The sequence below is a fragment of the Dyadobacter crusticola DSM 16708 genome, assembly GCF_000701505.1.
In the GTDB taxonomy this organism is placed as follows: domain Bacteria; phylum Bacteroidota; class Bacteroidia; order Cytophagales; family Spirosomataceae; genus Dyadobacter; species Dyadobacter crusticola.
This window is the reverse complement of sequence record NZ_JNJB01000007.1, coordinates 388,632-415,271: the sequence shown is the minus strand read 5'-3', so window position 1 is coordinate 415,271 and position 26,640 is coordinate 388,632. Positions and strand designations below refer to the sequence as shown.

Genomic DNA, 26,640 nt, shown 5'->3' with positions numbered 1-26,640 from the left:
TCGTTCCTAAGGCAAAGGTACGCCGCCAGTTACGCAGAGTGGAGGCAGTACAGGACAATGAGAGGGTGAATTCGTGACAGTTTTTGAACACTATCGGTTTGACTTATGTCACTGGTTTGTCACATTTTCGTAAATTTATTCAAATTGTTCTTAAAAAATTAAAATCGCCGGCTATGCACCGCTTTTTACTTCTTTGCTGTTTGTCGCTGCTCTGCCTTGCTTCCTGCCAGTCTGATCCTGACATGGAAGAAGCTGAAATCGAGCTGCCCGTTAAGGTACAGGAAGGTTACGGCCCTTTCGAAGCCAGGTATTCGGCGATGTTTGAAGAGCATACCACGGAAACTCCTGGCGGCGCATCCTGGGTGCCTACTTACAGGCCGGTTAAGGGTATCCCAAAAGATTGGCGAAAGGTTGTTAAATCCATGATCTGGCTAAATGGTTACCAGGTGGTTTACCAGAATTTCCACGAAGGGAAGATCAGCCGGGAAATGTATGAAGATTTGCAAAAATCGTGGGAGTGGACACCTGATGAGCTGGCACTTTCCAAAAAGCCAATCAAATGTTTTGTATACACGGTCCGCGGCATTGATCGAGCCGGAAGTGCGGTGGTGATGATCGATACGAACAATAATCTCGATTTCAGTGACGAAACTGCTTTTCAGCCAGAGAAGCTTTTTGGAACAGGAAAAACAATGAACTGGGATTCCATGCGAACCTATAAGAAGCTCTGGCGGGTCGCATACGAGCGCGTCGAAAATGGTGAAATCGTACAGGATACCTTGCCCCTGCTCGTCAAACATGCTGTGGACCATGACGAACGGGGCAGTTTCTGGTATTCCATTCCAAGACATGGAAAAGCAACTTTGAAGCGAAGCGGCAAAGCGTACGAAATTCTGGTCCATAATGATTTCGCCAGAACCACATTTTATGAGTCGGAGCTTTTTACCGAAGCAGATCGGGAAAATGGCAAGCGGCTCTCAGGCAGGGGCGTAGCGAAAGGTGAAGTTATCAAAGTGGGCGACCTGCTGAATCAAACCAAATACAGGTTTGCCGGTGTAAGCTGGCGTACCGGCGCAATTCGTCTGCAATGGGAAGATGCTGCATTGGACGGGTACTCAACTCAGCGCGGCTATCGCTTTAAGCCTTTCGAAGCAACTGATTTTCGCACAAAAAAGCCACTGGCTTTGAGTGATTTCGACGGGAAGTACGTCTTTATAGATTTCTGGGGAACCTGGTGCGGCCCGTGCGTGGAAGACCTTCCTGGGCTGCGGGAGATTTATAAGGAAACCGACAAAACACGTGTTCAGTTTATTGGCATTGTCGGAGAGGACAGCCGGGAAAGGCTGAATCGTTTTCTAGCAAAAAATCAGCTTGAATGGCCGCAGATCCTATCCGACAGCGTCAACAAGCTGATTGAGACTTATGATATTCAGAGCTATCCTACTACCGTTCTCGTTGGTCCCGATGGGCGCGTAGTAGCCAAGAATCTGAGGGGTAACGCATTGAAAGAAAAGCTCCGCGAGATCTCCGGTATTTCCTCTCTCTGATCCTCACGGTTCCATTCTCTTGGGAGCGCCCGCTGCGGGTGCCTGCGTTTGCGGTTGGGAAGAAATCTGATTAGGTGACTTTTGTACCGGTTGTGAATTGGAAGCTGGAAATGACTGTGTTCCCTGAACCGGCTGTCCGTTTACCGGTTGTGTAGCTGGCTCTGTTGTCGTCTGAGTCGTAACACTGGTCTGCGTAGTTTGTCCTGGGATAACCTGCTGACCACCCTGCGCCGGCAACATCTGCGCGCCCTGAACCGTAATCGTTTGTTCTACCGGATTTGTGGTAGTCGATTGATATCTTTCCGGGAAAGTCCGCGGATCCTGGTTGGAATTTACTTTTGGTACCTGGCCCTCAGCGGTAACGTCCGCATTGGATTGCTCAAACCCAAGGCTTTGTACCTGGTTGGTATTGGCAGGACGCGGTAAGTTAGCTGGTGACTGTCCCGGAACAGCCGGTGCAATCTGGCCGGTTGGTCTCGGCTGGTATCCTGAGTAAGAGGAAGCACCTTGTTGCTGGCCGGAATAGGCCCGTGGTACCTGACCAGTCGGAGCAGGCCTGTTCTGTGCAAATGTCTCGTTGACAGTAGCAAGAAACGCGATGGAGATTGCCACAGCCAGGTGTGTGTTTTTCATTGTTCCGGATTTTAAATAATTGTGTCGAACTTACTGGTACGAAGGTAAGTACTAAAATTATTCCAGAAAAATATGCGATCCCTAATATTCATTTTCCAGCCGGCAGATCAGGGACTGCAAGCGGCAGTTCCTGATCTGCGGCTGGAAGTGTATTATCTGGCTAATAGTATATTATCTGTCCCAGAAAGCCGGCGGCTCGATCCCCAATGCGCGGAGGTACACATATCCCTGGGCCCGGTGATGGATTTCATTGTCGATGATATACATGAACAAAGAATGAACTGTCCCTTCGTACATTCCGTAGGCTTTATCAGTTTCACGAAAACGGGAAGCCGGGATTTGTGGCCAAAGCAGATCAATGTATTCGGTAATGTGGTCCCACAATGCAAGTACTTCCTCCTTTGTAGCGGGCGGAGGTGTAGAGAAATCCATTTTTGGTTCGCCGAAAGTCCAGTCGCCGAATGCGATCCCGCGAATTCCCGGTGCAGCCAGAACGATCATTTCCATAGTCAACTGCGCGAATGTGCGCATTCCACCAATAGAGAAATTGTAGAACTGCTCCTCAGGAAAAGCCTCGATCGCTCTTCTGGTGAGCTTGCGATGCCCCTGCCAATGTACGCGTAGTTCCTCTTGCGTGATAATGGGAGTTTGTGTGTTCACTTCGCCGGTCTGAATGCTGTTTGTTTCCATGTCTAATTCAGTTTTGTTGTGGTTTTTTGTTACAGTACAAACTAAATGCGGCGGAGTGACAGCAGTATGTCAGCAGCTTTTTGACTAGGTAAAATAATGTCAAAATTAAGTTCTGAAACGAAGCGTATGCGTCTCTTCGAAGGATCAATGTGACCCAATCCGGCAGGTGAGCAGTGTGGGTTGTGGGGGCACAGTTTTTTAGTTCTTTCTGGCATAAACCAAAAACGAAGATCATGGCTACTAAAAGCACTTCATCGAGCACAACAGATCACAAAGAAATCAAAGCCTGGGTTGAAAAACGCGGCGGAAAACCTTCGACCGTTATAGGTACAGGCGATAAAGACGAACACACCGGCATTCTCCGTATCGATTTTCCCGGATATAGTGGCGAAGGGAAATTGGAAGAAATTACCTGGGAGGAGTTTTTCGAGAAGTTTGACGAAAGCAACCTTCAATTCTTATATCAGGATAAAACAGCTGATGGTAAGGAAAGCAGGTTCAACAAATTTGTGTCGCGTTAACGAAGCGATTTTTTGAATACAAGCGCAGGCTCTACGAGGAGCCTGCTTTTTTTACGGTCAGGCTAATGTCCAGAGACTGTCGCTGAAATAATGTTTGCAATCCAGAAAATGTTCAATAACGGTAAATCCATTCGCAGCAGCAACACGCTCGATTTCCGTTAGTGTATACTTTTTGGAAAGCTCAGTCCAGATCAGCTCGTTCCGCTCGAAGGAATAGGTGTGGTTGGTTTCCTTCACAAAAACCTTTTGTGGTGATAAGCTAACCAGGTAGCTCCGCACTTCTCCATTAAGCGGGTTATAGTGGGAGTAAAAGTCAAATTGGGTGGTATTGAAATTTCCGCCCAGCTCCCGGTTAATACGGTGCAGCAAATTGATGTTAAAAGCCTTTGTAATTCCCTTCGGATCGTCGTAGGCGCAGCGGATCGTAGCCGGATTTTTTTGAAGGTCGAACCCTGTGAGCAGCTTGTCGCCCGGCTTCATATTGCGACGGAAATCTGAAAGCAGACCTTTAACCTGTTCCTGTTCATAGTTCCCGATATTTCCGCCCAAAAACAAAAACAGGCTCGGGGTATTTGAAACTGACAGCTCTTCCATCATCGAGAAGTAGTTGCCTACTTTCGGCGCAATTTTGAGATCAGGTAAATGAACACGCATGTTCTCGACGAGTTCATCTATCGCTTTTTTTGAAATATCAATCGGGATATAGGAGAAATCAGCGCCGTTCTCGATCAGCTTTTTGAGCAGCTGCCTCGTTTTTACCCCGTCGCCGGCACCGAATTCAACAACGCTGAAAGGCTTGCTAAATCCGAGCTTTCCGAAGATTTGTTCTCCTTGCAGCGACAGGATTTCAAACTCGCAGGGTGTGGGATAATATTCAGGCATTTTCATAATATCCTGAAAAATCCCGCTGCCTATATCATCGTAGAAATATTTGGAGGAAACGTGCTTTAATGGAGCTGTAAGGCCAATGTGTATATCTGTTGCGAATGAATTCTCTGACATATCTGGTGTGAAGCGATTATTTGACCAACCTGATTCCGGTGTACTGCCAGCGTTCAGGGGCGTGAAAAAAATTGCGGTAAGTACGTCGGCTATGCTCCGGCGAAGTGGCCACGGAAGCACCGCGCAATACCATTTGATTGATCATGAACTTACCATTATACTCGCCCACGGCGCCCGGTGCTTTGGTAAATCCGGGGTAGGGAAGGTAGGCACTGTTGGTCCATTCCCAGCGCTGGCCCCAGTCGAGGTTAACAGAGGCAATTTCCCATTCAAATTCAGTAGGCAAACGCATTTGCTTCCATTGCGCGAAAGCGGCGGCTTCATAAAAACTTACGTGACTTAAAATCGCGTCCGGATCTACTTTTTGCAAGCCGTTCAATGTGAAATAGTGCCACTCGCCAGCCACTTTATGCCAGTACATCGGCGCATTCACAGCATGCTCATTTACCCAAGACCAGCCTTCATCCAGCCAGAGATTGAAGTCCGAGTAGCCTCCTGCATTCATGAATTCCAGGTACTCAGCATTGGTAACCAGCCCTTTGCTGATCTCGAATTCGTGCAGGTATACCTTGTGTTTTCCAAGCTCATTATCAAAGCAAAAGCCGTCGCCGGAGAAGCCGATGTCGTAAACTCCTTCGGGAATGGTCAGGAAGCCCGTTTCCGCGTTTTTGGCACCAACAAGATTGTGTCCGGACTTGTAAACGGGGAAAAGCGGATTGTGGCCGAGAATGTACTTGATATCTGTGACCAGCAGTTCCTGGTGCTGCTGCTCGTGATGCAGTCCCAGCCTGATAAGCGAAAGCGTATCCTGATCCAGGTCGCGATCCAGTAACTCGTCCATGCAAGCATCCACGCGTCTGCGGTACGCGTACACAGCTTCGGTGGTAGGGCGAGTCATATTACCGCGGTCGGTACGCATTGTACGTTCCCCGATGTTGTTATAATAGCTATTGAAAAGGAAATTAAAATCCGGATCATATTCTTTGTAGCCCGGCTGAAACTGTTTCAGGATAAAGGTTTCAAAAAACCAGGTTGAATGCGCCAGGTGCCACTTCGGCGGGCTTACGAATGGGACAGGCTGCGGAACATAGTCTTCATTGGCAAGGGGAGCACAAATCTGCTCGCTGTACTTCCTGACACTATTGTAATCGTCCCTAATGCTGTGGTTGGTCATCAGACAGGTACTGTTTTAATGCGGTTATGGAATTGATATGCAATGATTGTGCCTGTTGTTTTCGCATCATCAATGCGTAGGCATTATTGAACCCGATCGGTCTGAGCCACTGCATATCATAAAGTCTTTCAAATTCGCTGCTTACGTATTTAAAGGTTTTATCTCTATCACCGCTCACCTTTTTGACAGTCTGTGGATCGGGTTGCAAAATGACCAGCAAGCCGGTGCCGGTGTATTCCGGATACATATCTATTTCATTGTTAGCGAGTGCGTCGAAGCAGATTTTTGTTCCACCCAATCCGGTGCGGGCAACGGTTTTTAATTCTGTATTTCCCTCGATCAATATTCTATACATATTGATCAGAATGTACTGTTCTGCAAAGATTTTGGAACCAAGTCGCACGATGCCTTTATTCCCATTTAACGATTTTTTGTACAAACCAATGGATTTCAGGAAATCAGCAGCCACTTTCTCTGGTGCCTGTTTCTGATAATCTACGCGGTAGTTCAATTCGGTCATAATCGAATCGTTGATCTTACCAGCAAGCAGGTTTAATGCGCTTTCCAGCTCGGGGTAGCGTTGCAGTGCATCTTTCCGGATCAGGGGTGAGGCATAATATGGCGGGAAAATGTGGCGGTCATCTTCCAATGTGATCAGGTCGAATGCTTTCAGGCGGCCGTCGGTACTGTATCCGCTGATCACATCGAGCTTCTTCTCAAAAGCTGCCTTGTACATGACGGCATCGCTGATGACGACCGTAGAAATATCCAGCCCGTACTTTGACTTCAACCCCAGGTACCCATCCTCGCGTCCCATGAATTCAGGTGTAAAGCCTGCCAGCAGTTTGGTTTGTGCTACAGGAAGCAGGTAGAAAGAAGAGAGCGTAAGCAGGAGGATAGGAAAGGCAAAAAGTACGACTCTCATTTTCTGAAAGTTTGCTTTTTGCAAAAGTGAGAGCAGGAAATCGAAAATGATGGCGAGCAATGCGGCTGGTATCGCCCCGGCAAGGATCATGTTGCTGTTGTTCAATGCAATGCCGCCGAAGATGAACTCACCCAGTCCACCCGCAGCGATGTACGCGGCCAGGGTTGCCACACCTACATTGATGACGGCCGCAGTCCGAATGCCAGCCAGAATTACCGGCATGGCCAGCGGAAGCTCCACACTCAGCAGGATCTCGGAGGCGCGCATTCCCATTGCGCGGGCTGCTTCTGTCACGGCCGGATCCACATTCCTGATACCGGTATAGGTATTTCGGATCATGGGTAGCAGGGCATACAGGAATAAAGCAGTGATCGCGGGCATGGCGCCGATCCCGAGCAGCGGGATCAGAAATCCGAGCAATGCGACGCTTGGGATGGTCTGTAAAATTCCGGCAACTCCCAGCACAAACCAGGCGGCTTTGTTCTTGCGGGCAATCCAGATGCCGAGCGGAAGTGCCACAGCTGCGGAGAGCAGCAGTGATATGCAGGTAAGACCAATGTGCGCCACAGTTTGGCTCCACAGCTTGTCGGACTGCTGGGCCATGAATTCCCAAAGACCTTGTTGCTGCTCCATTAATCCGCGTTTTTGATTTGATTAAACACCCGGAAAATCGTAGCCCGATCAGCCCGTTTCTGCTTACCGGAATGATCAGCTATAAATATCTCCTGTAAGTTGTGAGTTGATAAATGGCCTAAACCTGCCCACAAACTCTGCTCAGAAGCAAACTGGGGTTCTTTGCCTCCATCTGAATCCGGCAAATGCTCCCAGATCTCTGCAAACGTAACCGCACTTAGTTCGAAGAAAAGTCTCTGATGATCGAAAAATGAGCTGATAAATGTATGAGCCGGGCGGAAAAGCAGATCCGCAGCTGTACCAGACTGCACGATTTCACCTTTATCCATAATGGAGATGCGGTCGCCCAGCTCGAATGCTTCCTGTACATCGTGAGTGACCATTACAATTGTCGTCTTTTTCAGTTCCGGTAAACGCTGAAACTCGTGTCGGATACCAGCGCGGGTTACAGGATCAAGTGCTCCGAAAGGTTCGTCCATCAGTAAAACTGCCGGCTCTGCGATCAATGCCCGCGCTACTGCCACGCGCTGTTTCTGACCGCCGCTGAGCTCGTCGGGATACTTGTCTGCAAACTCACTGGCGGGTAATTGCAATTGCTCCAACAGCTGCTCGGTCCGGTCAGTTGTCTTTCGTTGTCCCCATTTCAGCAATTTTGGTACGATACCTATGTTCTCGCGAACTGTGAAATGCGGAAATAAGCCATTGTTCTGGGAAACGTAACCGATTGTACGTCGCAGCAGCTCCGGACTTTGCTCAAAAATATTCTGGCCATTGATCTCGATCTTCCCCGAGCTTGCCTCTATGAGGCGGTTGATCATTTTCAGCGTAGTGGTCTTTCCGCAGCCGCTGGTACCAAGCAGCACCATTGTTTCACCTTGTTTTACCTCAAAGGAAATGTTCCTGACCGCGCGGATTTCTCCGTAATTCTTACTGATGTTGGTGGCCAGGATCATAGATTTGACTGCGCTGCTTGGGTAGCTGAGTTTGTTTTGGAATGTGCGGCAATAATAACCTATACAGGCAAATTAGCGAACAGGTTCCGTAAACAGGTTATTCAGCGACTCAGAATAGGTGGGATGAGCGAAGATACCGTCACGCAACTGGTCGAAAGTCAGTCCGCCCATCATGGCGAGCTCAATGGCAGTAACGATTTCACCTCCTTCTTCTGCGAGCACGGACGCACCCAGAATTTTGCCGGTTTTAGAATCCACAACAGCTTTCATCATTCCGCGTGTATCACCAGTTTCAATGGCCCGCGCGACGCTGTCATTTTTCATCGAAAAAACCTGAACGTCAAGGCCTTTTTCCCTTGCGTCCTGTTCAGTAATGCCCACCCGGCCAAGCTGTGGATCGATAAACATGCAATAGGGTTGCTGCCTCCCGACGATCGAATCTTTCTTTTTATCAATAACAATGTTAGACACTACGCGATAATCATCATAAGAAATGTGCGTGAATGCAGGCCCGCCTTTTACATCACCAATCGCGTAAATACCTTTCACATTCGTTTCCAATTCATCATTCACTTTGATAAATCCTTTCTCATCTGCTTCGATACCCGCTTTTCCAAGTTCAAGTTGATCAGTGTTCGGTTTTCTTCCGCTTGCTACAAGTACGTGTGTGCACTCGATTGTGTGCTTTTCTCCGTCGCTGTCAACGGTTACCAGGATATCGTTTTCACGCCTCGTAACTCCCACCGCCCTGGTTTGGGTCAAAATTTCGATCTCCTCTTCTGCGACAATATCGGTGATCGCTTTCGCGATATCTTCATCTTCATGTTTCAGGATTCGCTCAGAGGGTTCGAGAATGGTCACTTTTGCGCCAAACCGGCTGAACATCTGGCCGAATTCCAGCCCGATATAGCCGCTGCCGAGGATCAGCAAATGGCTGGGTACTTCATTGATGTCGAGTATGGTTGTGGAAGTGAGATAGTCAATGTCTTCGATCCCGGAGATATCCGGTACTGCCGGGCTCAACCCGGTGTTTATGAAAATTAGGTCGGCGGTAAGTGTTTCCTCACCACCATCATTCAGCTGAATGCGCACCTCTTTTTCTCCCGAGAAAACCGCGTTCCCGTAGATCAGATCAAGGTTTTCAGTTCCAGCAAAGCCTTTTTCCAGGTTGCTGCGCATTCTTTTCACAATTTCATCTTTCCGCTTTCTGATGGTCGTGAAATCAATTTTCACCTCTTCTGCGGTAACACCCAATTCTGAGCTGTTGTTTGCAATCCAGGCTGCTTTTGCCGACGCGATCATGGCTTTGGTTGGGGAACAGCCGTCGTTAACACAAGTCCCTCCTGCAAATCGCCGTTCAATGAGGGCCGTTTTCATTCCCGACTGGGCCAACTTTCTGGATAGGGGAGTTCCCGCCTGGCCGGAGCCAATTACAATCGCGTCGTAGTATTTCATGTTTGAAGTTGAGTGTTTTTTCTCTTAAAACAATAAAAGCGCGCCGTTAAGACACGCTTTTGATAAGCTAAGATAATTAGTTTGAATCAGGCGAAGTAGGCGAGGGTACTCTCTTTATCGATCTGGATCTGTTTTACCAGCATATCCAAGCCGCCGAATTTCTGCTCGGGGCGGAGGTAATGCAGCAATTCCAGTTTCAGGTCTTCGCCGTAAATTTCTTTGTCAAAATCGAAAAGATGCGCTTCAATGGTACGCATCGTTCCGTCCACTGTCGGTCGTACCCCTATATTGAGCATTCCGTTGTAACGAATATCCTGGTAAGTGGCGCGGATCACGTAAACACCATTCATCGGCACCAGCTTGTACGATTCATGCAGCTGCACATTTGCAGTAGGAAAGCCGATTGTGCGACCCAGCTGCTTGCCTTTTACCACAGTTCCGGAAAGCGTATAAGCGCGTCCAAGCAGCTCATTTGCTTCATCAATGTGCCCGGTAATCAATGCTTTGCGGATGCGGGAAGAGCTGATCGCCATATTTTCAATGTCGGCACGCAGGATTTCTTCAACTTCAAACCCGTATTTGGAACAATTTTCCTGCAAAAACTCGAAGCTACCCTCGCGGTTCCTGCCAAACCGGTGATCGTAACCAATCACAAGCTTTTTGGTACCGATCTTGTCGACCAGTATTTGCTGGATGAATTCGTCGGAAGATAATTCAGAGAATGCGCGGGTAAATGGAACAATCGCCAGGTGATGGATACCAAGCTGTGCGAAAAGCTCGATCTTCTCTTCAACGGTCGATAGGAGCTGTAAGGATTGGCTGTCTTCGGAGACTACCGTCCGAGGGTGCGGCCAGAACGTGAGCACCACGGATTCTCCGCCTGTTTGCCGGCATATTTCCAGCAGGCGCGAGAGGATCTTTTGATGTCCCAGGTGAACACCGTCAAAGGTGCCACTTGTAACTACGCCGTATTCCAGTTTGGAAAAGGAATCGAGGCTATGGTAAATTTTCATTCGACGACGTCTAACTTCAGAGCTACTCGTTTCTGATGAATGAAATCGGTCAGATTCCAGGCATCTTTTAGTTCGAAGGCGCCTATTCTTGTCCTGCACAAAGCACTCAGGTACGCGCCGCTTCCGGCGAACTCGCCGAAATCACGAACAATACTGCGAATATAAGTACCTTTTGTACAAATGATCCTAAAATCAATCGCCGGAAACTTTGAAGCATCAATCTCGAAAAGCGAGACTTCCACATTACGTTTCTTGATTTCTGCTACTTCTCCGCGCCGCGCTTTTTTATAAAGCCGCTCGCCATCCACACGCACCGCCGAGTAAATGGGCGGTACCTGTTCAATGGGGCCAGTCAGCTTTTTACGTGCTGCTTCGAGCAGATCTGCATTAATATGGTCAATGGGATATTCAGCATCGAACTCAGTTTCCAGATCCACGGAAGGAGTTGTTTTGCCTAACACAAATGTGCCTGTATATTCCTTTTCCTGAGCCTGGTAGGTGTCGATCTGCTTGGTTTTCTTGCCTGTACATAAAATCAGTAAACCAGTTGCCAGTGGATCTAATGTGCCCGCGTGACCGATTTTTTTGAATTTACAGGCTCTTTTGAGTTTGTTAGCAACATCAAATGAAGTCCAGGTTAAAGGTTTGTCAATTAAAATGACTTCGCCTTCATCCGGTGTATTGGTATCACTATTCAATGTAAATGGAATTTTGTGGAAAAAGGGTGCGACTTAGATTACATCTAGCTTGTAACCCGAAGCAAGCAGACCCAGTAAAATCAATCCGAGGATAATGCGGTAGTAGCCGAAAACTTTGAAACCGTATTTGGTCAAAAAGCTGATAAAGAATTTGATCGCGAGCATAGCTACGACAAATGCTACCAGGTTACCGATCAGCAGCGTCTGAATATCTTCTGCTTTGATCGTATCGTAAGTTTTCAGCAATTTATAGCCTCCGGCAGCGGCCATTGTAGGCACTGCAAGGAAGAAAGAAAACTCGGCAGCCTGCTTTCTGGACAATCCCTGCAACATACCTCCTATAATGGTAGAAGCCGAGCGGGAAACGCCGGGGATCATGGCTATACATTGAAAAAAACCGATTTTCAATGCGGTTGGGAAGGTAATTTCCTTCTGGCGGTTCGTGTCGTTTGAAATCCTGTCAATGAAAATCAGGATAATGCCGCCGACCAGCAGGGATACCGCTACTACAACCACGTTTTCCAGCAATGCATCTATGAAATCATTCAATAGAAAGCCGATAACCGCAGCTGGAAGGAATGCTACGAAAAGCTTGAAATAGAAGTCGGTTGTCTGAAAAAAACGTTTCCAGTATAAAACAAGTACCGATAGAATCGCTCCGAACTGGATGTTCACTGTGAACATCTTGGTGAATTCCAGGTGGCTGATCCCCATGAAAGAGGAAGCGATGATCATGTGCCCGGTAGAAGAGACCGGCAAGAATTCTGTAATTCCCTCAACGATTGCCAGGATAATGGCCTGCCAAATACTCATGAATTTGCCGGTTTACGTAAGATAGCCCAGAACTCGATGACGAAACCAATGAAAGTTACAATGGGGCCGAGGGTCAGTCCGAGAAAACCGAAACCAAATTCTTCGGAATCGAAGCTCATGATCAGGAATCCGGCGAGGATTGCCGCGATACCAATCAGCATGGTAGTGTAATTGGAAGCTGCGAACGGAAGTTCATTTTTCTTACTGTTCATATCTTGTAATTGTTGAAGCTTATTATGTCAGTATAAATCATCGAGCGTCATGCGCAGGTAGCGCGCCAGTGACTGGTAAGTACTTGCAATACCGATCAGAATGCCCAGCGCGAGTACTGTTCCGACGAGTATCGCAATTTTGTCATACTCCTGCAACAGCGCGAGTCCCTCTACATTCCGCACTGCGACTTGCTGCAAAACGATCAGGAGAACACCCGCAAGAACGCCGCCGACCAGGCCCTGAATAGCCCCGCGCAGTACATAGGGCCGCTGGATAAAACCGTTTGTCGCACCGACAAGCTGCATACTCCGGATCAGAAAACGCTGGGAATAAATGGCGAGCTTAATCGTGTTGTTGACCAGCAGTACGATGATGATCAGCATGATTAATGCGAAGCTGGCGAGAACAATGTATATTTTGGTAACGTTCCTATTGATGTTATCGGCCAGATCCTCCTGGTACACCACCTCATAAACTCCCTTGATCTGTTCCAGGTTTTTCTTAATCTGCGCGAGCTTGGCTTCTTCGAAATAATCTTCGTGGATCTTCACGCGGTAGCTGTTCCGCAATGGATTCTCGCCGAGGAAAGTAGCGAAATCTTCTTTGGTACCTTCAATAAATTCCTTAGCTGCTTCTTCTTTGGATACAAAAGTGATCGCCTTGGTCTCTGTTGAGTTAAGCACAAAAGGTTTGACTTTCACGACATTCAGAATGGAATCCTCAGCGGCTTTTGTCAGCTGTTTGTCCAGGAAAATGCGTACTTCAATATTTTGGCGAATGATCGAAACCAGTTTTTTAGATTGGATCACCAGAAGCCCGCAGAAACCAATGAGAAATAAGGCGGCCGTGAGGCTCATCACAATCATTGCATTCGGGTAACTTCCAATCTTTTTCTTTTTAGGCATAGCGGCTCTGAATTTCGCTTTTGTGAATGCGGCTACCACAAAGTGACAGTGGCAAAAATAGAGATTTATAATTCAAAAAAGCCGGATTAGCGGCTTTCCTTAACTATTTTTAACTTAAATGAGCAGGTAACAGATCAGTTCCTTCTTCCCATTTCATCGCGGATTTTCGCAGCTTTTTCATAATCTTCTTTCGAAAGTGCGTCGTCAAGCATGCGCTGCAGTTCGTCCAGGGACAGGTCCCTGATCACGTCTTTGGAGCCCGAAGGCTTCACTGTTTCTCTTACTGCATCTTCATCCTCGTCCTCTTCGTCTGACAATGAACTGGAAACGATACCTGCCTCTGACAAAATGGCTTCGTAGGTATAAATGGGAATATCAAAGCGCAAGCCGATCGCGATTGCGTCGGACGGTCTTGCATCAATTTCAACTTCTCTCAGATTATCGGTGCAAACGATCTTAGCATAGAAAATACCCTCCTTGAGATCCGAAATGACGATTTCTTTCAATGTATAATTCATTCCATCGGCAAACGACTTGAAGAGGTCGTGCGTCATCGGGCGGTTCGGAACTATATTTTCTATCTGCACGGCAATAGCCTGGGCTTCAAAAACGCCGATGATAATGGGCAGGCGACGGTTACCTAATTCCTCCCCGAGAACAAGAGCGAAAGATCCGGCCTGTGACTGGCTCGGTGAAAGTCCCAGTATTTCTAACTTGATTTTTTTCACGTTAAACTAAATGCGCAAATGTGGTTAACAGCTGTGGTGAATTGTGCCTGGGCGGAATTTTGATGCAAAAATAAATAACCCGTGCTGCATAAAAAAATCGTGCACGGGTTATCGGCGGCCTTAAAACCGCATGCTCCCAAATATACCCCGTTAAGGGTCTGATTTAGAAGCTATTTTTTATTTCTGTTTTGTCAAATAATCATTTGAGGCTGAAAATACCCCAAATTTCACCTGATCGCCTTCGCAGCAGCTGTTAGCCGGGGCAGGATTTCGAATACGTCGCCTACTATTCCGTAGTCCGCCGACTTGAAAAAGGGTGCCTCCGGATCTTTGTTAATCACCACAATGCATTTGGATCCGTTTACACCGGCCAAATGCTGGATCGCTCCTGAAATCCCGCAGGCAATATAAAGGTTTGGCGCAACTTTAATCCCGGTCTGTCCGATATGTTCGTGGTGCGGGCGCCAGTCCAGATCTGATACAGGCTTGGAGCAGCCTGTGGCAGCGCCGAGCGCACTCGCCAAGTCAAGCAGCGCCTGCCAGTGTTCGGGACCTTTCATTCCCCTGCCGCCCGAAACGATGATTTCAGCCTCAGTCAGAGACAATTCTCCGCTTGCTTTTTCCACGTCAACAATGGTCGCCTGGAAATCGGCATCGCGAAGCTGCGGTGAAAATGGCTCGATAGTCGCACCGGCAGTATTCAGACCGGCTTCGTCGATCTCGATCGCATTCTTTCTCACCACCAGGATCTTGATCTCAGACTTAATTTCTGTTGTGGAAAATGCTTTTCCAGTGAAAATACTGCGGGTAACTTTAAATGTACCTTGTGTTTCAGGCAATGCGGTTACACCGGAAACCACACCTGCTCTGAGCCTGGCGGCGGCCCTGGCAGCGATAGCGTCACCAAGTCCAGACTTCGGCAAAACGATGATCTTACTTTGTTCCTGCCCGGCTGCTTGCACCAGTACATCTGCATACGCCAGGCTGTTTTCGTGGGTAAGCCTTTCGCCAGCTGCATGCAGCACTTTTTCAGCACCATAATGGCCGGCTTTTTCGAGCTCAGCGGAACTCGCATTGCCAATAGCCAGTACAACAGCTTTTCCGTTTGTCTGAGCCGCTACTTTCGCTCCGTAAGCGACTGTTTCCAGGGAAGTTTTTTTGATTGAACCGTTATCCAGTTCTATAAATATTAATACGGACATGATTTCAACGAATTAGATTTTTGATGAAGCTTAAAGCAGTTTTGCTTCTGTTTGCAAAAGGCGGATCAGCGTCTCGGCCTGGTCTGCGGGTATCATTTTGCAGGCTCCTTTCGGGGCAGGAAGGGAGAATTCGACAGGTGCGCTCATTTCGTCAGTTGTCACCGGTTCTACCACTTTCAGCGGCTTTGTTCTCGCAGTCATAATCCCACGCATATTCGGGATCTTCCATTCTGCTATCGGCTCCTGGCATCCCAGTACCAACGGCAGATTCGCTTTCAATATCTCTTTTCCACCATCGATTTCACGCGTGATCGCGGCTGTACTGCCTTCGAGATCCAGCTTCATTACGGGCGAATAGGAGTTGATACCAAGCATTTCGCCTACTAATCCGTGTACCACACCGCTGTTGTAATCAATGGATTCTCGGCCCATCAGGATTAGATCATAGTTTTCTTCCTTCGCGATAGCTGCGATTTGCACGGCAGTAAAATAGGAGTCGAGCGGTTCCGCATTCACCCGGATCGCATCGTCAGCGCCTATTGCCAGTGCTTTGCGGATCTGCGGATCTGCATCCGCCTCACCTACGTGCAATACTGTAAGCGAGCCGCCTGTTTTTTCCTTCAATTCAACACCCCGCGCAAGTGCGTAATCATCGTAAGGCCCGATTATATATTGTACCCCCGCTTTGTTGAGCCGGGTATTGTTATCCGTGAAGGTTATTCTGGATGTTGTATCGGGTACATTGGTAATACAAACGAGAATTTTCATGAGTATTTGGTTACCTGTATTATGTTTGTGACAAAACCTTTGACGGGCAAATTAAAAGAAATAGAAATAGTATGCAAGCATAATACTTTGCAATGAGCGGCACTTTACTGAACAACTTACTGGCATTTTACGAGGAAGATCCTACCGATCCATTCAACATTTACGCACTTGCAATCGAGTACGCAAAGTCCGATGCGGTGAACGCGGCGCTATTTTTCGACAAACTTCTGGACGAACATCCGGGCTATCTGCCGACCTACTATCACGCTGGCGCATTTTTTGCTGAGATCGGGCGCGTTAAAAAAGCTGAGGAAATTTATCAAAAAGGTGTGGAACTGGCCCGTGGTCAGAACAATGCGAAAGCATTACGTGAGTTGCAGGGTGCTTACAATAATTTCCTCGACGAGCTCGACGACTGAGTTATTTTGTAGAGAAATTTGGATAAATGCCCTAAAATGCGCTATATTCGTGTATAGTTCTATATTATGCCAGCGACTCTCCGGCATTTATAATTCTTCCTCATCATTATTTAGCCCGATTTTTTAAAATAGCTTTCCTTGTAGGTCACCGGGAGAGACATTACTTATGCACAGCATTATGGAAAAAGAACTGTTTATACCACAAGTGGTAAAGTGGGCACAAGCTCACGGATTTAAGGACATTCAGGCTAATATAGAAGGCTACGAAACCCCGAAATCTTACGAAAGGGCAGCCGACAATGCTAAGTTTACTCCTGACGTTACCGGAGTGAACATGTTCAACAGACACTACCTGGAAGTCTCCATCAAGAGCGATCAGATGAGAGGCAATATTTCGAAATGGAAACTGCTAAGCGAATTGGCAGGAATGAAGGGTGCCAAGCTTTATCTGATGGCTCCGCGCGGGCACGTACGCTTCACACGTGAGATCATCGACCAGTACAACATTCCCGCAGAAGTGGTGAAAATTGACTGACAATGTAAAAGCAAACAGGTGGCGCTTCTCTTACGAGCGTCACCTGTTTTTTTGTGATGCATTCTGGTTTGGCTTTCAGATAAGTCACTGATGGTCATTGATTGTTTTAGTAGAATGTTTACAACCAATGACAACCAATGACGACTATCACGCCAAATAAGCACAAGTGACCAAATAACAAAATCCCTATACCTTCGGATACTTCCATTCCCCGCGGTATTCCCGGCTCAGGAGCTTGTTAGCCTCCGGATCCCCTTCGATTGTTTCCTTCTCTCCATCCCAAACAATGCTTCTTCCGAGTTTGTAGGAAAGCATTCCAAGTAAGGCCACGTTTGTAGAGCGCTGGCCAATCTCAATTTCACAGACTGGCGGCTTGTTTGTTTTGATCGAATTGAGAAAATCGGCCCAGAGTTCCTGTATATTCTGGTCGTCTGGCTTGTTCAGTTTCGCGTCTTCGTGAATGATCGGCTTTTTCGGGTCGGTTGGGTAAAATGTCCAGCCGTCGAGCCAGCCCATGTGAAACGTTCCTTCCGTCCCGTAGAAATAAACGCCAACTGCCTGCTGCGGATGCGTTTTCTCTGCATTGTTTGCAGCGAAATTGCGGTGTTCCCATTCCAGCGTGAAGCCGTCGAAATCGTAAACTGCAACCTGGTGATCAGGCGCGTCGGTACTGTCCTGCCGGATCGCCCGGCCTCCTGTCGAGTAGATTTTCTTAGGGTACTTCTGTTCCGACCACCACAAAACCTGGTCAAGCCAGTGAATACCCCAGTCACCCAATGTACCATTCGCGAAATTGAGGTAATTTCGGAACCCTCTCGGTGTAATCGTTTTGTTATAAGGTACCAAGGGCGCAGGGCCGCAGTAAAAGTCCCAGTCCAAACCCTGCGGCGGCTCCTGATCCGGTGTTTTCTGTCCCGGGCCGCCGCCGTAATGAACGAATGCGCGCGCCATGCCGATCTTACCGGCTTTTCCGGATTTCAAAAACTGCATTCCGGACACGTTGTGCGGAGAAACGCGTCTATGTGTACCCACCTGCACGATTTTCCCGTGTTTACGCGTGGCGTTTACCATAGCGCGCCCTTCTTTAATGGTATGTGAAATCGGTTTCTCCACGTACACGTGCGCACCGGATTCAATAGCGGCAATGCAGCAGAGCGCGTGCCAGTGATCCGGGGTTGCAACGATCACGATTTCGGGCTTTTCCTTTGCAAGCATTTCACGGTAATCCTTGTATAACCTGGGTTTATCGGGTGTGAGTTTGGAGAAAACCTCTGCACACGTTTTCAGCTGATTCTGGTCCACATCACATAGTGCCACCAGTTTCGACTCACCAGCCTGCATAGCGCAGCGCAGGATATTGGTACCCCACCAGCCCGCACCTACCAGCGCAGTCCTGTAAGGAGCAGCCCGCCTCAGCGCAGTGAGTAATGGCAGCGAAGAAAACGCCGCCCCAGCAAGAGCCGATTTTTCAATAAAACTTCTGCGATCCATGGTTGTTAGTTCAGGGTTGTTGGGATTGTTTTAGTCATTTATGGTCATTATTGTCAATTATTGTTCGGCATGCACGCCAAAATCATTCACTCATTCAGTCACTCAGCGCAACGACGCCCACTCATTCACTAACTCACTCATTCGCTCATTCACTCATTCATTCAACATTCATCACTTCCCCTTCAACTTCTCCACCAGCCAATTATTCATAAGATCTCTCTCGTCCTGGTAGGTCCAGTGGCCAGTGTCCTGGTAGAGTTTCAGTTCTTTTGGTGCGGTGGTAACATTGTATGCAGCATACATGGAAGTAGGAGGGCAGGTTTCGTCATTGAAGCCCCACATATAGAACCCGGGTGCTTTCACTCGTCTCGCAAAGTTGACCACATCATAGTAGCCCACTGTGGCCAGCTTCTCGTTTGTTTTATTCGTTGCAACTCCGTTTTTATCGAAGTAATGGGGCCAGCCGCCTGCGCGACCGTGCAGGTAGCCCGTCACGTCGCTCAATGCAGGGTAGAACGCACCAAGCCATTTTACGCGCGGGTCCAGCGCAGCTGTCACGATGGACAATGCGCCGCCCTGGCTGCCGCCGGTCACTGCGAGGTTGGTACCATCAAACTGCGGCAAACTAACAAGGAAATCGTTCGCACGCACACAGCCGAGATATACTTTTTTATAAATGAATTTGTCTCTATCATCCAGATTGTAAGCAGGATATCCATTTAAAACGCCTTGTCCAAGATCAATGTAAACCGAGGGATCCATGGTAACTGGGATACCATGAATACCGATTTCGAGTGTGATAATATCTTTGTCCGCGGTAGCTACATCACCATAATACGCGCGAACGCCCGCGCCGGGTACGCGCAGCAATGCAGGATATTTCCCTTCTTTTTTGGGGATACTTAAAATCCCATAAACCCGCAAGCCGGGTCTGTGATTTTGCAGGTTCAGGTGGTATACATTTGTTTTTTCCGTGCATCGCTCGGGCAGCAACGTCATTTTCGCATCCATTGGCACAGCAGCCAGTTCCTTTTTTGCATTGGTCCAAAACGTATCAAAGTCTTCCGGATTGGATACAGTCGGCTGGATTTTCAAAGGGTCAAATGCAGCAGTAGCCAGGCCGCGGAATTCACCCCCGTCGACATTTGCCCAAACAATACACCTCAAAAAACCAGGAGTTTTCAATGTACCACCGTCAATTGTGAGTTTTCCATCGGCAGCGGTTTTGCTTTCCTTAATAGTTGGATCCATCTTTTCCAACCCAATTTCATATCGTAGCTGCGCGTTTTTGACCGGATTCCCGTTTCTCAATACCTGTACTGTAAACTGCACTTTTTCACCAGTCTTGTAAGTCCAGTCTTCATGATCGGTACTCACAATTACTTCCACCGGCCGGCGCGCGGGTTGTGCGTGAAGTGTCAGGGCAGTTAGCCAGAGGAAGACCTGGCAGAGCAGGAGACGATTTTTCATAGAGCAATAATTTTGATCTTTCGTAGTGGTAAATAGATTTAGCAATGAAGGGTAAAGTGGCAAATGCACGAATTCTTTGTTTAAACCATGATAATTTTTCAAAATCAACCCAAATTTGTCTAGTCAACTAATGTTGTTTTTTGACCCAAATCTGTAACAAATTGGAATTCACGAGAATAAATAAGTTTATCAGCGAAACTGGTTATTGCTCACGCCGCGAAGCCGACAAGCTCATCGAGCAGGGTAAGGTTACTTTAAATGGCAGAGTAGCTGTGCTGGGCGATAAAGCTTCGGCAGCTGACGATGTACGTGTGAATGGAAAACCGCTGAACCTGAAAAAAGCGGGCGTGTACATTGCATTTAACAAGCCGGTCGGAATTACATGTACTACGGAGAGAAATGTAAAAGGTAACATCATTGATTACATCCGGCATAAGGAACGCATTTTCCCGATCGGCAGACTCGATAAGCCTTCGGAGGGGCTGATTTTCCTGACCAGCGACGGAGATATTGTCAATAAGATCCTGCGCGCCGGGAATAACCACGAAAAAGAGTATGTAGTGACAGTCAACAAGCCGATTACGGACGGATTTATCGAAAGAATGGGCGCAGGAGTCCCGGTACTCGGGACGGTCACACGGAAGTGTTTTGTAGAAAAGGAAGGCAGCTTTGTGTTCAGGATAATACTGACTCAGGGACTGAACCGGCAAATCCGCAGAATGTGCGAATTCCTGGGATACCAAGTGACTAAATTGAAAAGAGTTCGTATCATGAATGTCACGCTCGACGGTCTGCCCGTAGGTAAGTGGCGCGATCTGACTGAGCAGGAAATGGCTGAAATTAATGCGGCAGTTGAAAGTTCAGTCAAAACAGAGGAAGGTTCCGTGTTCGATCATTGGGAAGAATAAGAAATATTCACTGGCAACTCCCGTTTGTTTGAGAATATTGCGGTTATATCTAAATTTAAAAGGAAATATTGATATAACTGGTCAACGTGCTTCTATGAAACTTCCTTCGGTTTTGCTGTTTTTCTTGCTGGCCTTTTCTGCAAATGCACAGTCGGGCAAAGATCTTTACTACGTAAGGTCGGGGAGAGATGCGAATAAAGTGGTTCCATACGAAGGCCGGTTCCAGTACCCTGAATTCCAGGACGGGCAGGTTCTTTTCAGGAACGGTAAAATCTCAAAGGCAAAGCTGAATTACAACAGGGTGCACGGCGAGGTCGTGTTCATCAGTCCGGAACAGGATACGATGCTTTTTGCAGATGGCGCGTATATCAAGCGCGTTCTGATCGCAGATGACGTTTATTACTATCAAAAAGGGCACGGACACGTGCGTGTTGAACGTGATTTCGGCAATGCAAAACTGGGCAGAAAGGAATTTCTTGGCAAAATCGGACATGAGAAAAGAGCTTCATATGGGCAGTATTCGTCCACTTCCGCGATTTCCAGCTACACTACCTTTGTGAATTCACGTGGTGAGTACCAGTTTTTGGATGTTAATGACCGCGTGTTACTCGCAAAGCGCGAGATTTTCTTCTTCATTGATCGAAACAATACATTCTATGTCGCCAACCGGAATAACATCCTGAAAGTTTTCCCATTAAAAAAGGGAGAGATTAACAAGTACCTGCGTGAAAACGACGTGAATTTTGAAGTCAAGGCAGAGGTGGAAAAGCTGCTTGAATTTTGCAGTGAGCTTTAACTGTTTGTCAGTTTTAAAATGTGGGCAAGTAGAACGTAACAGTATTTTCGGGAGTCCCAATTGTAGCTATTTCTAGCTGGTACTTACACGGTATGCGATGATCATCACCGGATAATAATTGAAACGAAACCGTTAAATAGTGGACAGGTAGCCACGTAGTTCAAAAAGCTGCTTGAATTTTATACTTGTGCCAAAATCAACCAAAATGGCGCAGTTATGAAAAAAATCTCTCTTCAGTTTGCAGCATTATTCACAATGCTGTTCCTTTTTAGCTTCTCATGTGAAGACCACGTAGTACCAGAAACGCCAGAAGTATTGCCGGTCATCTCGACATTACCCATGGATATTTCGGCTGGAAAGCTAAATTTCAAGATCGCATTTCAGAACTTGGGGAACGCGCAGATCGGGTCTTATGGTGTAGTATATTCTACCGCCTTCTACGACCTGAGTTTGTCATATACCAAGACACCTACAATAGATTATGAGAAGCAGGATTTCACGGGGAGTCCGGCACTCGGGAATTTAAGCAATTCGGCGGCTCCTGCACCTGAAGGCTTTTTTGCGATATTTTATCGCGCTTACGCAATGTTAAGCAATGGAAAGGTTGTTTACGGAGACGTGATGAAGTTTAGCCCCGATCTTGGTGGAAGAGCAGTAGTGGAAGTGTTTGGAACCCCCGGTTTGAACAAGCCTTATAACAGCGGATATGTGGTTAAGGAAGTTGAAAGTAAGGAAATCCTGGAATATGGATTAGTTTACTCATACAACGTTTCCGCGGGTCAGACCATAAACCCGGCTCCGACTGTTGCCGATCATAAAAACCGTACTGATGCAAAAATATTAGCCCCGAAAAACGAAATGCTACTCGGATTCCAGCTCGCAATCCCGGAGGCTTCAATAAACGAATTGTACATCAGATCATATGTAATGTACGCGGACCAAACTGTTGATTACGGGAAGTTCACCGCTCACGTGAAAAAATAGAAAGAGAACCTAACTAAATCGAGCAAAAATGCCATTTCAGGAAACGAAATGGCATTTGCAGTTTATAAGCAGCGTCCTACATCAAAATATTATTCACTGCCGTAATAGGAGCGGGAATTGACGTCTCATTCAGCATTTCACGCAAATCTATTTCAATCGTACGGCATATAGCCGTCATTGGTATGTCGTTGATCGCGTTTTCGAATGGATTTTCGCTGGTATCTCCCACGATTTCCATTGTATTAAATACCCACGCGATAAGAACGTAGCTTGGGATCGCAAGGAAAATCAGACCTTCACCGAGCTTGGCAAATTCATTGATCAGTCCGAATGGGAGGACAAGTATAAAAAGCCACACGAAAACCTTGCTGAAATAGGCGTACTGACGGGGAAAAGGGAAATTCTTGATCCGCTCGGCTGCACCTTGCTGATTATAGAATTCCTGGACTACATTCATCAGGTGAAAATAAAACAGCTCATTGATCCGCCCGGCCCTGAACTCCTCGTCGAGCTGCTTCGCCTGCGCCTTCATGATATGTGTCGCGGGGTTTTTACGTGACATATAGAATGCAGCTTCATTTGCGGGTAAAAAACGGCCGAGCATATCAGGCATAGACTGGTCCGACGGGATGTGCTGTTGTTCCACCACCGCATTTGCCACAGACCCCGGATCATTCCATACACTCTTGGACCGCAGCTGGATTCGCACTGCATTAATGTAGGCAATGTGCCGGTGGATCAGTTGTGCTTTCACCGAGCCTGCGCCAGTGCCTTCTGATTGAATGTAAGTACAGGATAATGTGCCAAACGTACGGCTCGCATTCACGATCGCGCCCCAGATGCGACGCGCTTCCCAAAGTCGCTCGTAGGATGAATTGTTTTTAAAACCCACGTAAAAAGCGACAGCGGTACCGATCAGACCAATGGGAACGAACGAGATGCCGAGTACGTGGCCCGACAGGTAACTTATAGTACAAAGTACAGAGGCATAAAGGAAAAAGAAAACCAGGGTTTTCCAGGCAAAGGAAAGGATAATTCCCAGCTTGATCTCGCGGGCGGTATACATGATAGTTTAGAGGAAAATGTAGGAATGCAAATCTTCGCCTTTTTATACTAAATAAGGTCCGCTTTCTGGGCGAAGCAGAAAATAATGCAAATCAAACTGCCAAATCAAAAGCGGAAAACGGGTTCTTCTCAACCTAAGTCAATCTTCAAACCATTTTTTAAATACCGGAACTCTCTCCTTGCTGATCAAGATCTGGTTAGGCGAAACCGGAATTGTGCGCAGCAGGAGCCTGCCATTGAAATACAGTTCAATTTCCTGAATGCATTGCCGTGAAATGATAAACTGGCGGTTGGCGCGGAAAAAGTTAGTCGGGTCGAGCTGGTTTTCAAGCTCTTCCAGCGATTTGTCGATGACAAAATTGCGGTCATCGTGCAGGGTAGCGACTACCACGCTGTTACGGATCGTAAGCCACGCAAAATCCACATCGCGCAATGGGATGAGCTTATCGCGGTAGGGGACAAGAAAGCTCTTGCGCGGACTCCGCCGGTTAAGTATCTGGGTGTGCATCAATTCTTCCAGGTACTTCACCTTATTGATCGCATTTTCCTCATTCAGCTGGTAATATTTGTCCAGACTGAATTTCAAAGCTTCCTGCCTGATCGGTTTAAGCAGGTAATCAATGCTGTTGAGCTTGAATGCACGTAGCGCATATTCGTCGTGAGCCGTGGTGAAGATCACCGGACAGCCGATTGAAATTTGTTCAAAAACCTGAAAACAGGTACCGTCACCCAGCTGCACGTCCAGGAAGATCAGGTCGGGTACCAGGTTGTTGCTCAGCCAGTTTACAGCGGTTTCGACACTTTCCAATATATCGAGGATCACTGTTTTCGGGTCGATTTTCTGGATAAGCTGTGTCAGGTACTGCCCTGCGGGTTCTTCGTCTTCAATGATCAGGATTCTTGTCATGGAGCTTCAATCAGAGGAATTTTTACTGTAAACTGTTGTTCGTCTTCAATCAGGGAAGGTTTTTGGCCGGTCTGTATCTTGTAGCGCTTGTCAAGATTCTGCAACCCGATGCCCGTACCTCCCGAATTGGCTTTTTTATTAACTGTATTCATCACGATCACCTGCTTTTCCTGCTCATTCAGCCGGATTTCGATAAACAGGACCTGCGTACTGGTGATCACATTGTGCTTGATCGCATTCTCAATCAGGATCTGCAGGGATAAAGGCACCACGTACCATTCTTTGCCTGTGTCGGTGTCAATGAAATCAAAAGCCAATTTCTCGCCAAACCGCGCTTTGTGAAGGTCCAGGTATGCACGGGCGGCTGCGAGCTCATCGGTAAGCAGCACCAATCCCTGGTTTTGCACCTTTAAATTGTATCGGAGAATATCCGACAAGTCGAGTACAATGCGCTGCGCCAGGTCAGGATTCGTGGCAATGGAAATGTTCAGGATGTTTAATGCATTGAACAGAAAGTGCGGATTCAGCTGGTTACGCAATGCTTCCAGTTGCGCTTTCAGCTGCTCTCTTTTGAGCTGTTCATTTTCGAGGCCGATCTCGTGGTTTGCCTGGGTAGTCAGCAGGAAGTTGCGGTAGCCGAGGATTGCGAGTAACAGCAAAACGTGGTATAAATAATAGACAACCCTGAAAATCACCATATCAGTATTGTCTTCGTCCAGCGCGAGTTTCAGCTGAAAAAGTATCTCGTTGATCGCAAAGAAAAGCAGGACCAGCAGCGCGGCCTGTACCCATTTACTCTGCCGGTTAAACCAGCTCGGTTTCTGATAGGTGTAATGGAGACAGATGTAAATGAAGATCCAGGCGAACTCGAAGCTGATAATGAACTGAATGCAAATGTCGAGAAGACCGCTCCCAATCCTTGCCGGATTGAATAGTGCCGGCCAGACAAATATCAGCCGGGGAATTGTGGCAAAAAGACTTAGAATGAAACAAAGACGCCAGCCGAGAGACATCCCGTTCCGGTAATTCATGTCGGGGGTCATGCCACGTTGCTAAGTATTGCTGCTTCCGACAAAGTTGCTTTTCTGGATGTGAATAAATTGTCTTGGATCAATGCGGCGAGTCGAACGATCAGGCTGATTTCAGCTTCTGACCAGATCCTGAGGTCAAATGTATCTTCCACCGCAATGTACGCGATCCATTTGCCTTCCATTGTCAGCGGCACCGCAAGCAGCGACTGGATATCGTGGCGGCTCAGCCATTTGCTCTCACTTAGCGGAAGTTCAGAGACGAGCTCGGTAACGGATCTTCCAGCCTCAAACTGGGATCTCCACCTTGAAAAATAAGGTATCTCGAGCGGGTTTTGAGATAGTGAATGTTTGAGAGAAACACCGGAGCCGGCTGCTTCTGCTTTTTTGACGATCTGTACGCCGCCGTCCTCGGCTTTTTGTGCCACGCAAAGGTACATTCTGCCGAGGCTCATTACTTCTGTTACGAGTTCAAATGTGCTGGTCGCAGCTTCGGAAGCCGTCAGTTCCGGACTGTCTAGCAGCTCAGCACAGCGGGCGAGTACCTTTCTGTAAAGATCATCGTTGCTCTGCAAATGCTGGCTGATTTTCTGTTCTGCATTGCTGCGCCATTTGGCCAATGTATTTTCCAATGCGGGAATCCAGCCAACCTTGTCATAACAGTTCATGTAATAGTTCGTGTCCGTGACAGCGAGTGTAAGCTGAGCGGTAACCGGACAATGCGTTTCGGACATTACCAGGCAAGGAAGCTGGCTGCCCAGCAGATCGGCCAGATCGGTGATTTTGCCGTCGGGCAGTACGCAGTTGGATATTAGCAGGTCGTATTTTGCTTCGTAGAATGCTTTGATCGCCGATTGTTTGGAATCTACCTTTTTGATCTGAAACTGGTAACCGGCATAGCTCAGGGAATCTTCCAGGAGGTTTAGCCACTCGCGTTGGATTGCAACGATCAGGAGGTTCAAAGGTTTCATAAATAGAGCAAGGTGTATTCTTAAAGATTGTATTGGCAATCGCGCTGAAATCTTCTTACGAGCGTATCGGTCTGAGAATTACCGGGTTCGTGTGATGAAGATCTGATTTTTCCCGGAGCGTGTGTTCAAAGTGTGCTGGCTGCCAGTTTACCTCGCAGTACGCAGGAAACTAGCATTTTGCAAGTATACAGAT

General features: G+C 47.5%; 28 protein-coding genes. 7 read left to right on the top strand and 21 right to left on the bottom strand.

The features are described from left to right. The first annotated feature begins 173 nt into the window (after positions 1-173). Positions 174-1,547 carry a TlpA family protein disulfide reductase gene (locus Q369_RS0112265; RefSeq protein ID WP_031528106.1) on the top strand — a complete coding sequence of 458 codons (1,374 nt, stop codon included), beginning with the start codon at positions 174-176 and terminating at the stop codon, positions 1,545-1,547. Between the two features lie 3 nt (positions 1,548-1,550). On the opposite strand, the gene Q369_RS0112260 is transcribed toward Q369_RS0112265, so the two are convergent. Beyond that, on the bottom strand, positions 1,551-2,180 hold the full coding sequence (locus Q369_RS0112260) for a hypothetical protein (RefSeq protein ID WP_031528105.1): 630 nt from the start codon (positions 2,178-2,180) through the stop codon (positions 1,551-1,553). A gap of 171 nt (positions 2,181-2,351) precedes the next feature. Next, a complete protein-coding gene (locus tag Q369_RS0112255; protein ID WP_031528104.1) occupies positions 2,352-2,870 on the bottom strand; it encodes a DinB family protein in 519 nt (172 codons plus the stop codon). A 233-nt stretch (positions 2,871-3,103) separates the two neighbouring features. On the opposite strand from Q369_RS0112255, the gene Q369_RS0112250 reads away from it, so the two are divergent. Further along, positions 3,104-3,391, top strand: a complete 288-nt coding sequence (locus Q369_RS0112250; protein ID WP_031528103.1) for a hypothetical protein — start codon at positions 3,104-3,106, stop codon at positions 3,389-3,391. Positions 3,392-3,448: 57 nt separating this feature from the next. Here the strand turns inward: Q369_RS0112250 and Q369_RS0112245 are convergent, their stop codons facing one another. The 13 genes from Q369_RS0112245 to Q369_RS0112185 all read right to left on the bottom strand — a co-directional run bounded on the left by Q369_RS0112245 (position 3,449) and on the right by Q369_RS0112185 (position 15,873). Continuing rightward, positions 3,449-4,393 (bottom strand): L-histidine N(alpha)-methyltransferase, encoded by a 945-nt coding sequence (locus Q369_RS0112245; RefSeq protein ID WP_031528102.1) that lies wholly within the window; start codon positions 4,391-4,393, stop codon positions 3,449-3,451. A gap of 16 nt (positions 4,394-4,409) precedes the next feature. Then, positions 4,410-5,567, bottom strand: a complete 1,158-nt coding sequence (gene egtB / locus Q369_RS0112240) for an ergothioneine biosynthesis protein EgtB (protein WP_031528101.1) — start codon at positions 5,565-5,567, stop codon at positions 4,410-4,412. Further along, positions 5,548-7,125, bottom strand: coding sequence for an ABC transporter permease/substrate-binding protein (locus Q369_RS0112235; RefSeq protein WP_031528100.1), 1,578 nt, complete (start codon positions 7,123-7,125; stop codon positions 5,548-5,550). Before Q369_RS0112235 ends, egtB begins: the two co-directional genes overlap by 20 nt. Beyond that, positions 7,125-8,078, bottom strand: a complete 954-nt coding sequence (locus Q369_RS0112230) for an ABC transporter ATP-binding protein (RefSeq protein WP_035333355.1) — start codon at positions 8,076-8,078, stop codon at positions 7,125-7,127. The genes Q369_RS0112235 and Q369_RS0112230 overlap by 1 nt, the downstream gene beginning before the upstream one ends. A 72-nt stretch (positions 8,079-8,150) precedes the next feature. Then, a complete protein-coding gene (locus tag Q369_RS0112225; RefSeq protein ID WP_031528098.1) occupies positions 8,151-9,533 on the bottom strand; it encodes a mercuric reductase in 1,383 nt (460 codons plus the stop codon). Between the two features lie 86 nt (positions 9,534-9,619). Then, positions 9,620-10,546, bottom strand: coding sequence for a bifunctional riboflavin kinase/FAD synthetase (locus Q369_RS0112220; RefSeq protein ID WP_031528097.1), 927 nt, complete (start codon positions 10,544-10,546; stop codon positions 9,620-9,622). Then, on the bottom strand, positions 10,543-11,244 hold the full coding sequence (gene truB / locus Q369_RS0112215; protein WP_035333354.1) for a tRNA pseudouridine(55) synthase TruB: 702 nt from the start codon (positions 11,242-11,244) through the stop codon (positions 10,543-10,545). Before truB ends, Q369_RS0112220 begins: the two co-directional genes overlap by 4 nt. Positions 11,245-11,277: 33 nt before the next feature. Next, a complete protein-coding gene (locus tag Q369_RS0112210; protein WP_031528095.1) occupies positions 11,278-12,057 on the bottom strand; it encodes an undecaprenyl-diphosphate phosphatase in 780 nt (259 codons plus the stop codon). After that, entirely contained in the window at positions 12,054-12,269 is a 216-nt protein-coding gene (locus Q369_RS0112205) for a DUF3098 domain-containing protein (RefSeq protein ID WP_031528094.1), read from the bottom strand. The genes Q369_RS0112210 and Q369_RS0112205 overlap by 4 nt, the downstream gene beginning before the upstream one ends. A gap of 27 nt (positions 12,270-12,296) precedes the next feature. Continuing rightward, a complete protein-coding gene (locus Q369_RS0112200; protein ID WP_031528093.1) occupies positions 12,297-13,175 on the bottom strand; it encodes a cell division protein FtsX in 879 nt (292 codons plus the stop codon). 134 nt (positions 13,176-13,309) lie between these two features. After that, the gene (locus Q369_RS0112195; protein WP_031528092.1) at positions 13,310-13,903 is read right to left on the bottom strand and encodes a bifunctional nuclease family protein; all 594 of its coding nucleotides are present in this window, start codon (positions 13,901-13,903) and stop codon (positions 13,310-13,312) included. Positions 13,904-14,130: 227 nt separating this feature from the next. Then, on the bottom strand, positions 14,131-15,105 hold the full coding sequence (locus Q369_RS0112190; RefSeq protein ID WP_031528091.1) for an electron transfer flavoprotein subunit alpha/FixB family protein: 975 nt from the start codon (positions 15,103-15,105) through the stop codon (positions 14,131-14,133). Positions 15,106-15,135: 30 nt separating this feature from the next. Next, positions 15,136-15,873 (bottom strand): electron transfer flavoprotein subunit beta/FixA family protein, encoded by a 738-nt coding sequence (locus Q369_RS0112185; protein ID WP_031528090.1) that lies wholly within the window; start codon positions 15,871-15,873, stop codon positions 15,136-15,138. Between the two features lie 92 nt (positions 15,874-15,965). On the opposite strand from Q369_RS0112185, the gene Q369_RS0112180 reads away from it, so the two are divergent. Together Q369_RS0112180 and Q369_RS0112175 are read left to right on the top strand one after the other, a co-directional pair. Continuing rightward, entirely contained in the window at positions 15,966-16,292 is a 327-nt protein-coding gene (locus tag Q369_RS0112180) for a tetratricopeptide repeat protein (protein WP_031528089.1), read from the top strand. A 178-nt stretch (positions 16,293-16,470) separates the two neighbouring features. Then, the gene (locus Q369_RS0112175) at positions 16,471-16,827 is read left to right on the top strand and encodes a hypothetical protein (protein ID WP_031528088.1); all 357 of its coding nucleotides are present in this window, start codon (positions 16,471-16,473) and stop codon (positions 16,825-16,827) included. A gap of 186 nt (positions 16,828-17,013) precedes the next feature. On the opposite strand, the gene Q369_RS0112170 is transcribed toward Q369_RS0112175, so the two are convergent. Then, positions 17,014-18,318, bottom strand: a complete 1,305-nt coding sequence (locus Q369_RS0112170; RefSeq protein ID WP_031528087.1) for a Gfo/Idh/MocA family protein — start codon at positions 18,316-18,318, stop codon at positions 17,014-17,016. A 171-nt stretch (positions 18,319-18,489) separates the two neighbouring features. Further along, positions 18,490-19,788, bottom strand: coding sequence for an acetylxylan esterase (locus Q369_RS0112165; RefSeq protein ID WP_031528086.1), 1,299 nt, complete (start codon positions 19,786-19,788; stop codon positions 18,490-18,492). Positions 19,789-19,949: 161 nt separating this feature from the next. On the opposite strand from Q369_RS0112165, the gene rluF reads away from it, so the two are divergent. From rluF to Q369_RS0112150, 3 genes are all read left to right on the top strand, one after another. Then, the gene (rluF, locus tag Q369_RS0112160) at positions 19,950-20,696 is read left to right on the top strand and encodes a 23S rRNA pseudouridine(2604) synthase RluF (RefSeq protein ID WP_031528085.1); all 747 of its coding nucleotides are present in this window, start codon (positions 19,950-19,952) and stop codon (positions 20,694-20,696) included. A 94-nt stretch (positions 20,697-20,790) separates the two neighbouring features. Then, the gene (locus Q369_RS0112155; protein ID WP_031528084.1) at positions 20,791-21,492 is read left to right on the top strand and encodes a hypothetical protein; all 702 of its coding nucleotides are present in this window, start codon (positions 20,791-20,793) and stop codon (positions 21,490-21,492) included. 216 nt (positions 21,493-21,708) lie between these two features. Next, positions 21,709-22,476 carry a hypothetical protein gene (locus tag Q369_RS0112150; protein ID WP_031528083.1) on the top strand — a complete coding sequence of 256 codons (768 nt, stop codon included), beginning with the start codon at positions 21,709-21,711 and terminating at the stop codon, positions 22,474-22,476. A gap of 76 nt (positions 22,477-22,552) precedes the next feature. On the opposite strand, the gene Q369_RS0112145 is transcribed toward Q369_RS0112150, so the two are convergent. The 4 genes from Q369_RS0112145 to Q369_RS0112130 all read right to left on the bottom strand — a co-directional run bounded on the left by Q369_RS0112145 (position 22,553) and on the right by Q369_RS0112130 (position 26,447). Next, the gene (locus Q369_RS0112145) at positions 22,553-23,542 is read right to left on the bottom strand and encodes a bestrophin family protein (RefSeq protein WP_031528082.1); all 990 of its coding nucleotides are present in this window, start codon (positions 23,540-23,542) and stop codon (positions 22,553-22,555) included. A gap of 138 nt (positions 23,543-23,680) precedes the next feature. After that, entirely contained in the window at positions 23,681-24,448 is a 768-nt protein-coding gene (locus tag Q369_RS0112140) for a LytR/AlgR family response regulator transcription factor (RefSeq protein WP_031528081.1), read from the bottom strand. After that, positions 24,445-25,491, bottom strand: a complete 1,047-nt coding sequence (locus tag Q369_RS28335; RefSeq protein WP_051664037.1) for a sensor histidine kinase — start codon at positions 25,489-25,491, stop codon at positions 24,445-24,447. The genes Q369_RS0112140 and Q369_RS28335 overlap by 4 nt, the downstream gene beginning before the upstream one ends. Next, entirely contained in the window at positions 25,488-26,447 is a 960-nt protein-coding gene (locus tag Q369_RS0112130) for a GAF domain-containing protein (protein WP_031528079.1), read from the bottom strand. The genes Q369_RS28335 and Q369_RS0112130 overlap by 4 nt, the downstream gene beginning before the upstream one ends. Positions 26,448-26,640: the final 193 nt, after the last annotated feature.

Excerpts from the sequence above, each read along its gene's own strand:
- Q369_RS0112265 (WP_031528106.1), top strand. The coding sequence starts at position 174 with ATGCACCGCTTTTTACTTCTTTGCTGTTTGTCGCTGCTCTGCCTTGCT.
- Q369_RS0112260 (WP_031528105.1), bottom strand. The coding sequence starts at position 2,180 with ATGAAAAACACACACCTGGCTGTGGCAATCTCCATCGCGTTTCTTGCT.
- Q369_RS0112255 (WP_031528104.1), bottom strand. The coding sequence starts at position 2,870 with ATGGAAACAAACAGCATTCAGACCGGCGAAGTGAACACACAAACTCCC.
- Q369_RS0112250 (WP_031528103.1), top strand. The coding sequence starts at position 3,104 with ATGGCTACTAAAAGCACTTCATCGAGCACAACAGATCACAAAGAAATC.
- Q369_RS0112245 (WP_031528102.1), bottom strand. The coding sequence starts at position 4,393 with ATGTCAGAGAATTCATTCGCAACAGATATACACATTGGCCTTACAGCT.
- egtB (WP_031528101.1), bottom strand. The coding sequence starts at position 5,567 with ATGACCAACCACAGCATTAGGGACGATTACAATAGTGTCAGGAAGTAC.
- Q369_RS0112235 (WP_031528100.1), bottom strand. The coding sequence starts at position 7,125 with ATGGAGCAGCAACAAGGTCTTTGGGAATTCATGGCCCAGCAGTCCGAC.
- Q369_RS0112230 (WP_035333355.1), bottom strand. The coding sequence starts at position 8,078 with ATGATCCTGGCCACCAACATCAGTAAGAATTACGGAGAAATCCGCGCG.
- Q369_RS0112225 (WP_031528098.1), bottom strand. The coding sequence starts at position 9,533 with ATGAAATACTACGACGCGATTGTAATTGGCTCCGGCCAGGCGGGAACT.
- Q369_RS0112220 (WP_031528097.1), bottom strand. The coding sequence starts at position 10,546 with ATGAAAATTTACCATAGCCTCGATTCCTTTTCCAAACTGGAATACGGC.
- Q369_RS0112210 (WP_031528095.1), bottom strand. The coding sequence starts at position 12,057 with ATGAGTATTTGGCAGGCCATTATCCTGGCAATCGTTGAGGGAATTACA.
- Q369_RS0112205 (WP_031528094.1), bottom strand. The coding sequence starts at position 12,269 with ATGAACAGTAAGAAAAATGAACTTCCGTTCGCAGCTTCCAATTACACT.
- Q369_RS0112200 (WP_031528093.1), bottom strand. The coding sequence starts at position 13,175 with ATGCCTAAAAAGAAAAAGATTGGAAGTTACCCGAATGCAATGATTGTG.
- Q369_RS0112190 (WP_031528091.1), bottom strand. The coding sequence starts at position 15,105 with ATGTCCGTATTAATATTTATAGAACTGGATAACGGTTCAATCAAAAAA.
- Q369_RS0112185 (WP_031528090.1), bottom strand. The coding sequence starts at position 15,873 with ATGAAAATTCTCGTTTGTATTACCAATGTACCCGATACAACATCCAGA.
- Q369_RS0112180 (WP_031528089.1), top strand. The coding sequence starts at position 15,966 with ATGAGCGGCACTTTACTGAACAACTTACTGGCATTTTACGAGGAAGAT.
- Q369_RS0112175 (WP_031528088.1), top strand. The coding sequence starts at position 16,471 with ATGGAAAAAGAACTGTTTATACCACAAGTGGTAAAGTGGGCACAAGCT.
- Q369_RS0112170 (WP_031528087.1), bottom strand. The coding sequence starts at position 18,318 with ATGGATCGCAGAAGTTTTATTGAAAAATCGGCTCTTGCTGGGGCGGCG.
- Q369_RS0112165 (WP_031528086.1), bottom strand. The coding sequence starts at position 19,788 with ATGAAAAATCGTCTCCTGCTCTGCCAGGTCTTCCTCTGGCTAACTGCC.
- Q369_RS0112155 (WP_031528084.1), top strand. The coding sequence starts at position 20,791 with ATGAAACTTCCTTCGGTTTTGCTGTTTTTCTTGCTGGCCTTTTCTGCA.
- Q369_RS0112150 (WP_031528083.1), top strand. The coding sequence starts at position 21,709 with ATGAAAAAAATCTCTCTTCAGTTTGCAGCATTATTCACAATGCTGTTC.
- Q369_RS0112145 (WP_031528082.1), bottom strand. The coding sequence starts at position 23,542 with ATGTATACCGCCCGCGAGATCAAGCTGGGAATTATCCTTTCCTTTGCC.
- Q369_RS0112140 (WP_031528081.1), bottom strand. The coding sequence starts at position 24,448 with ATGACAAGAATCCTGATCATTGAAGACGAAGAACCCGCAGGGCAGTAC.
- Q369_RS28335 (WP_051664037.1), bottom strand. The coding sequence starts at position 25,491 with ATGACCCCCGACATGAATTACCGGAACGGGATGTCTCTCGGCTGGCGT.
- Q369_RS0112130 (WP_031528079.1), bottom strand. The coding sequence starts at position 26,447 with ATGAAACCTTTGAACCTCCTGATCGTTGCAATCCAACGCGAGTGGCTA.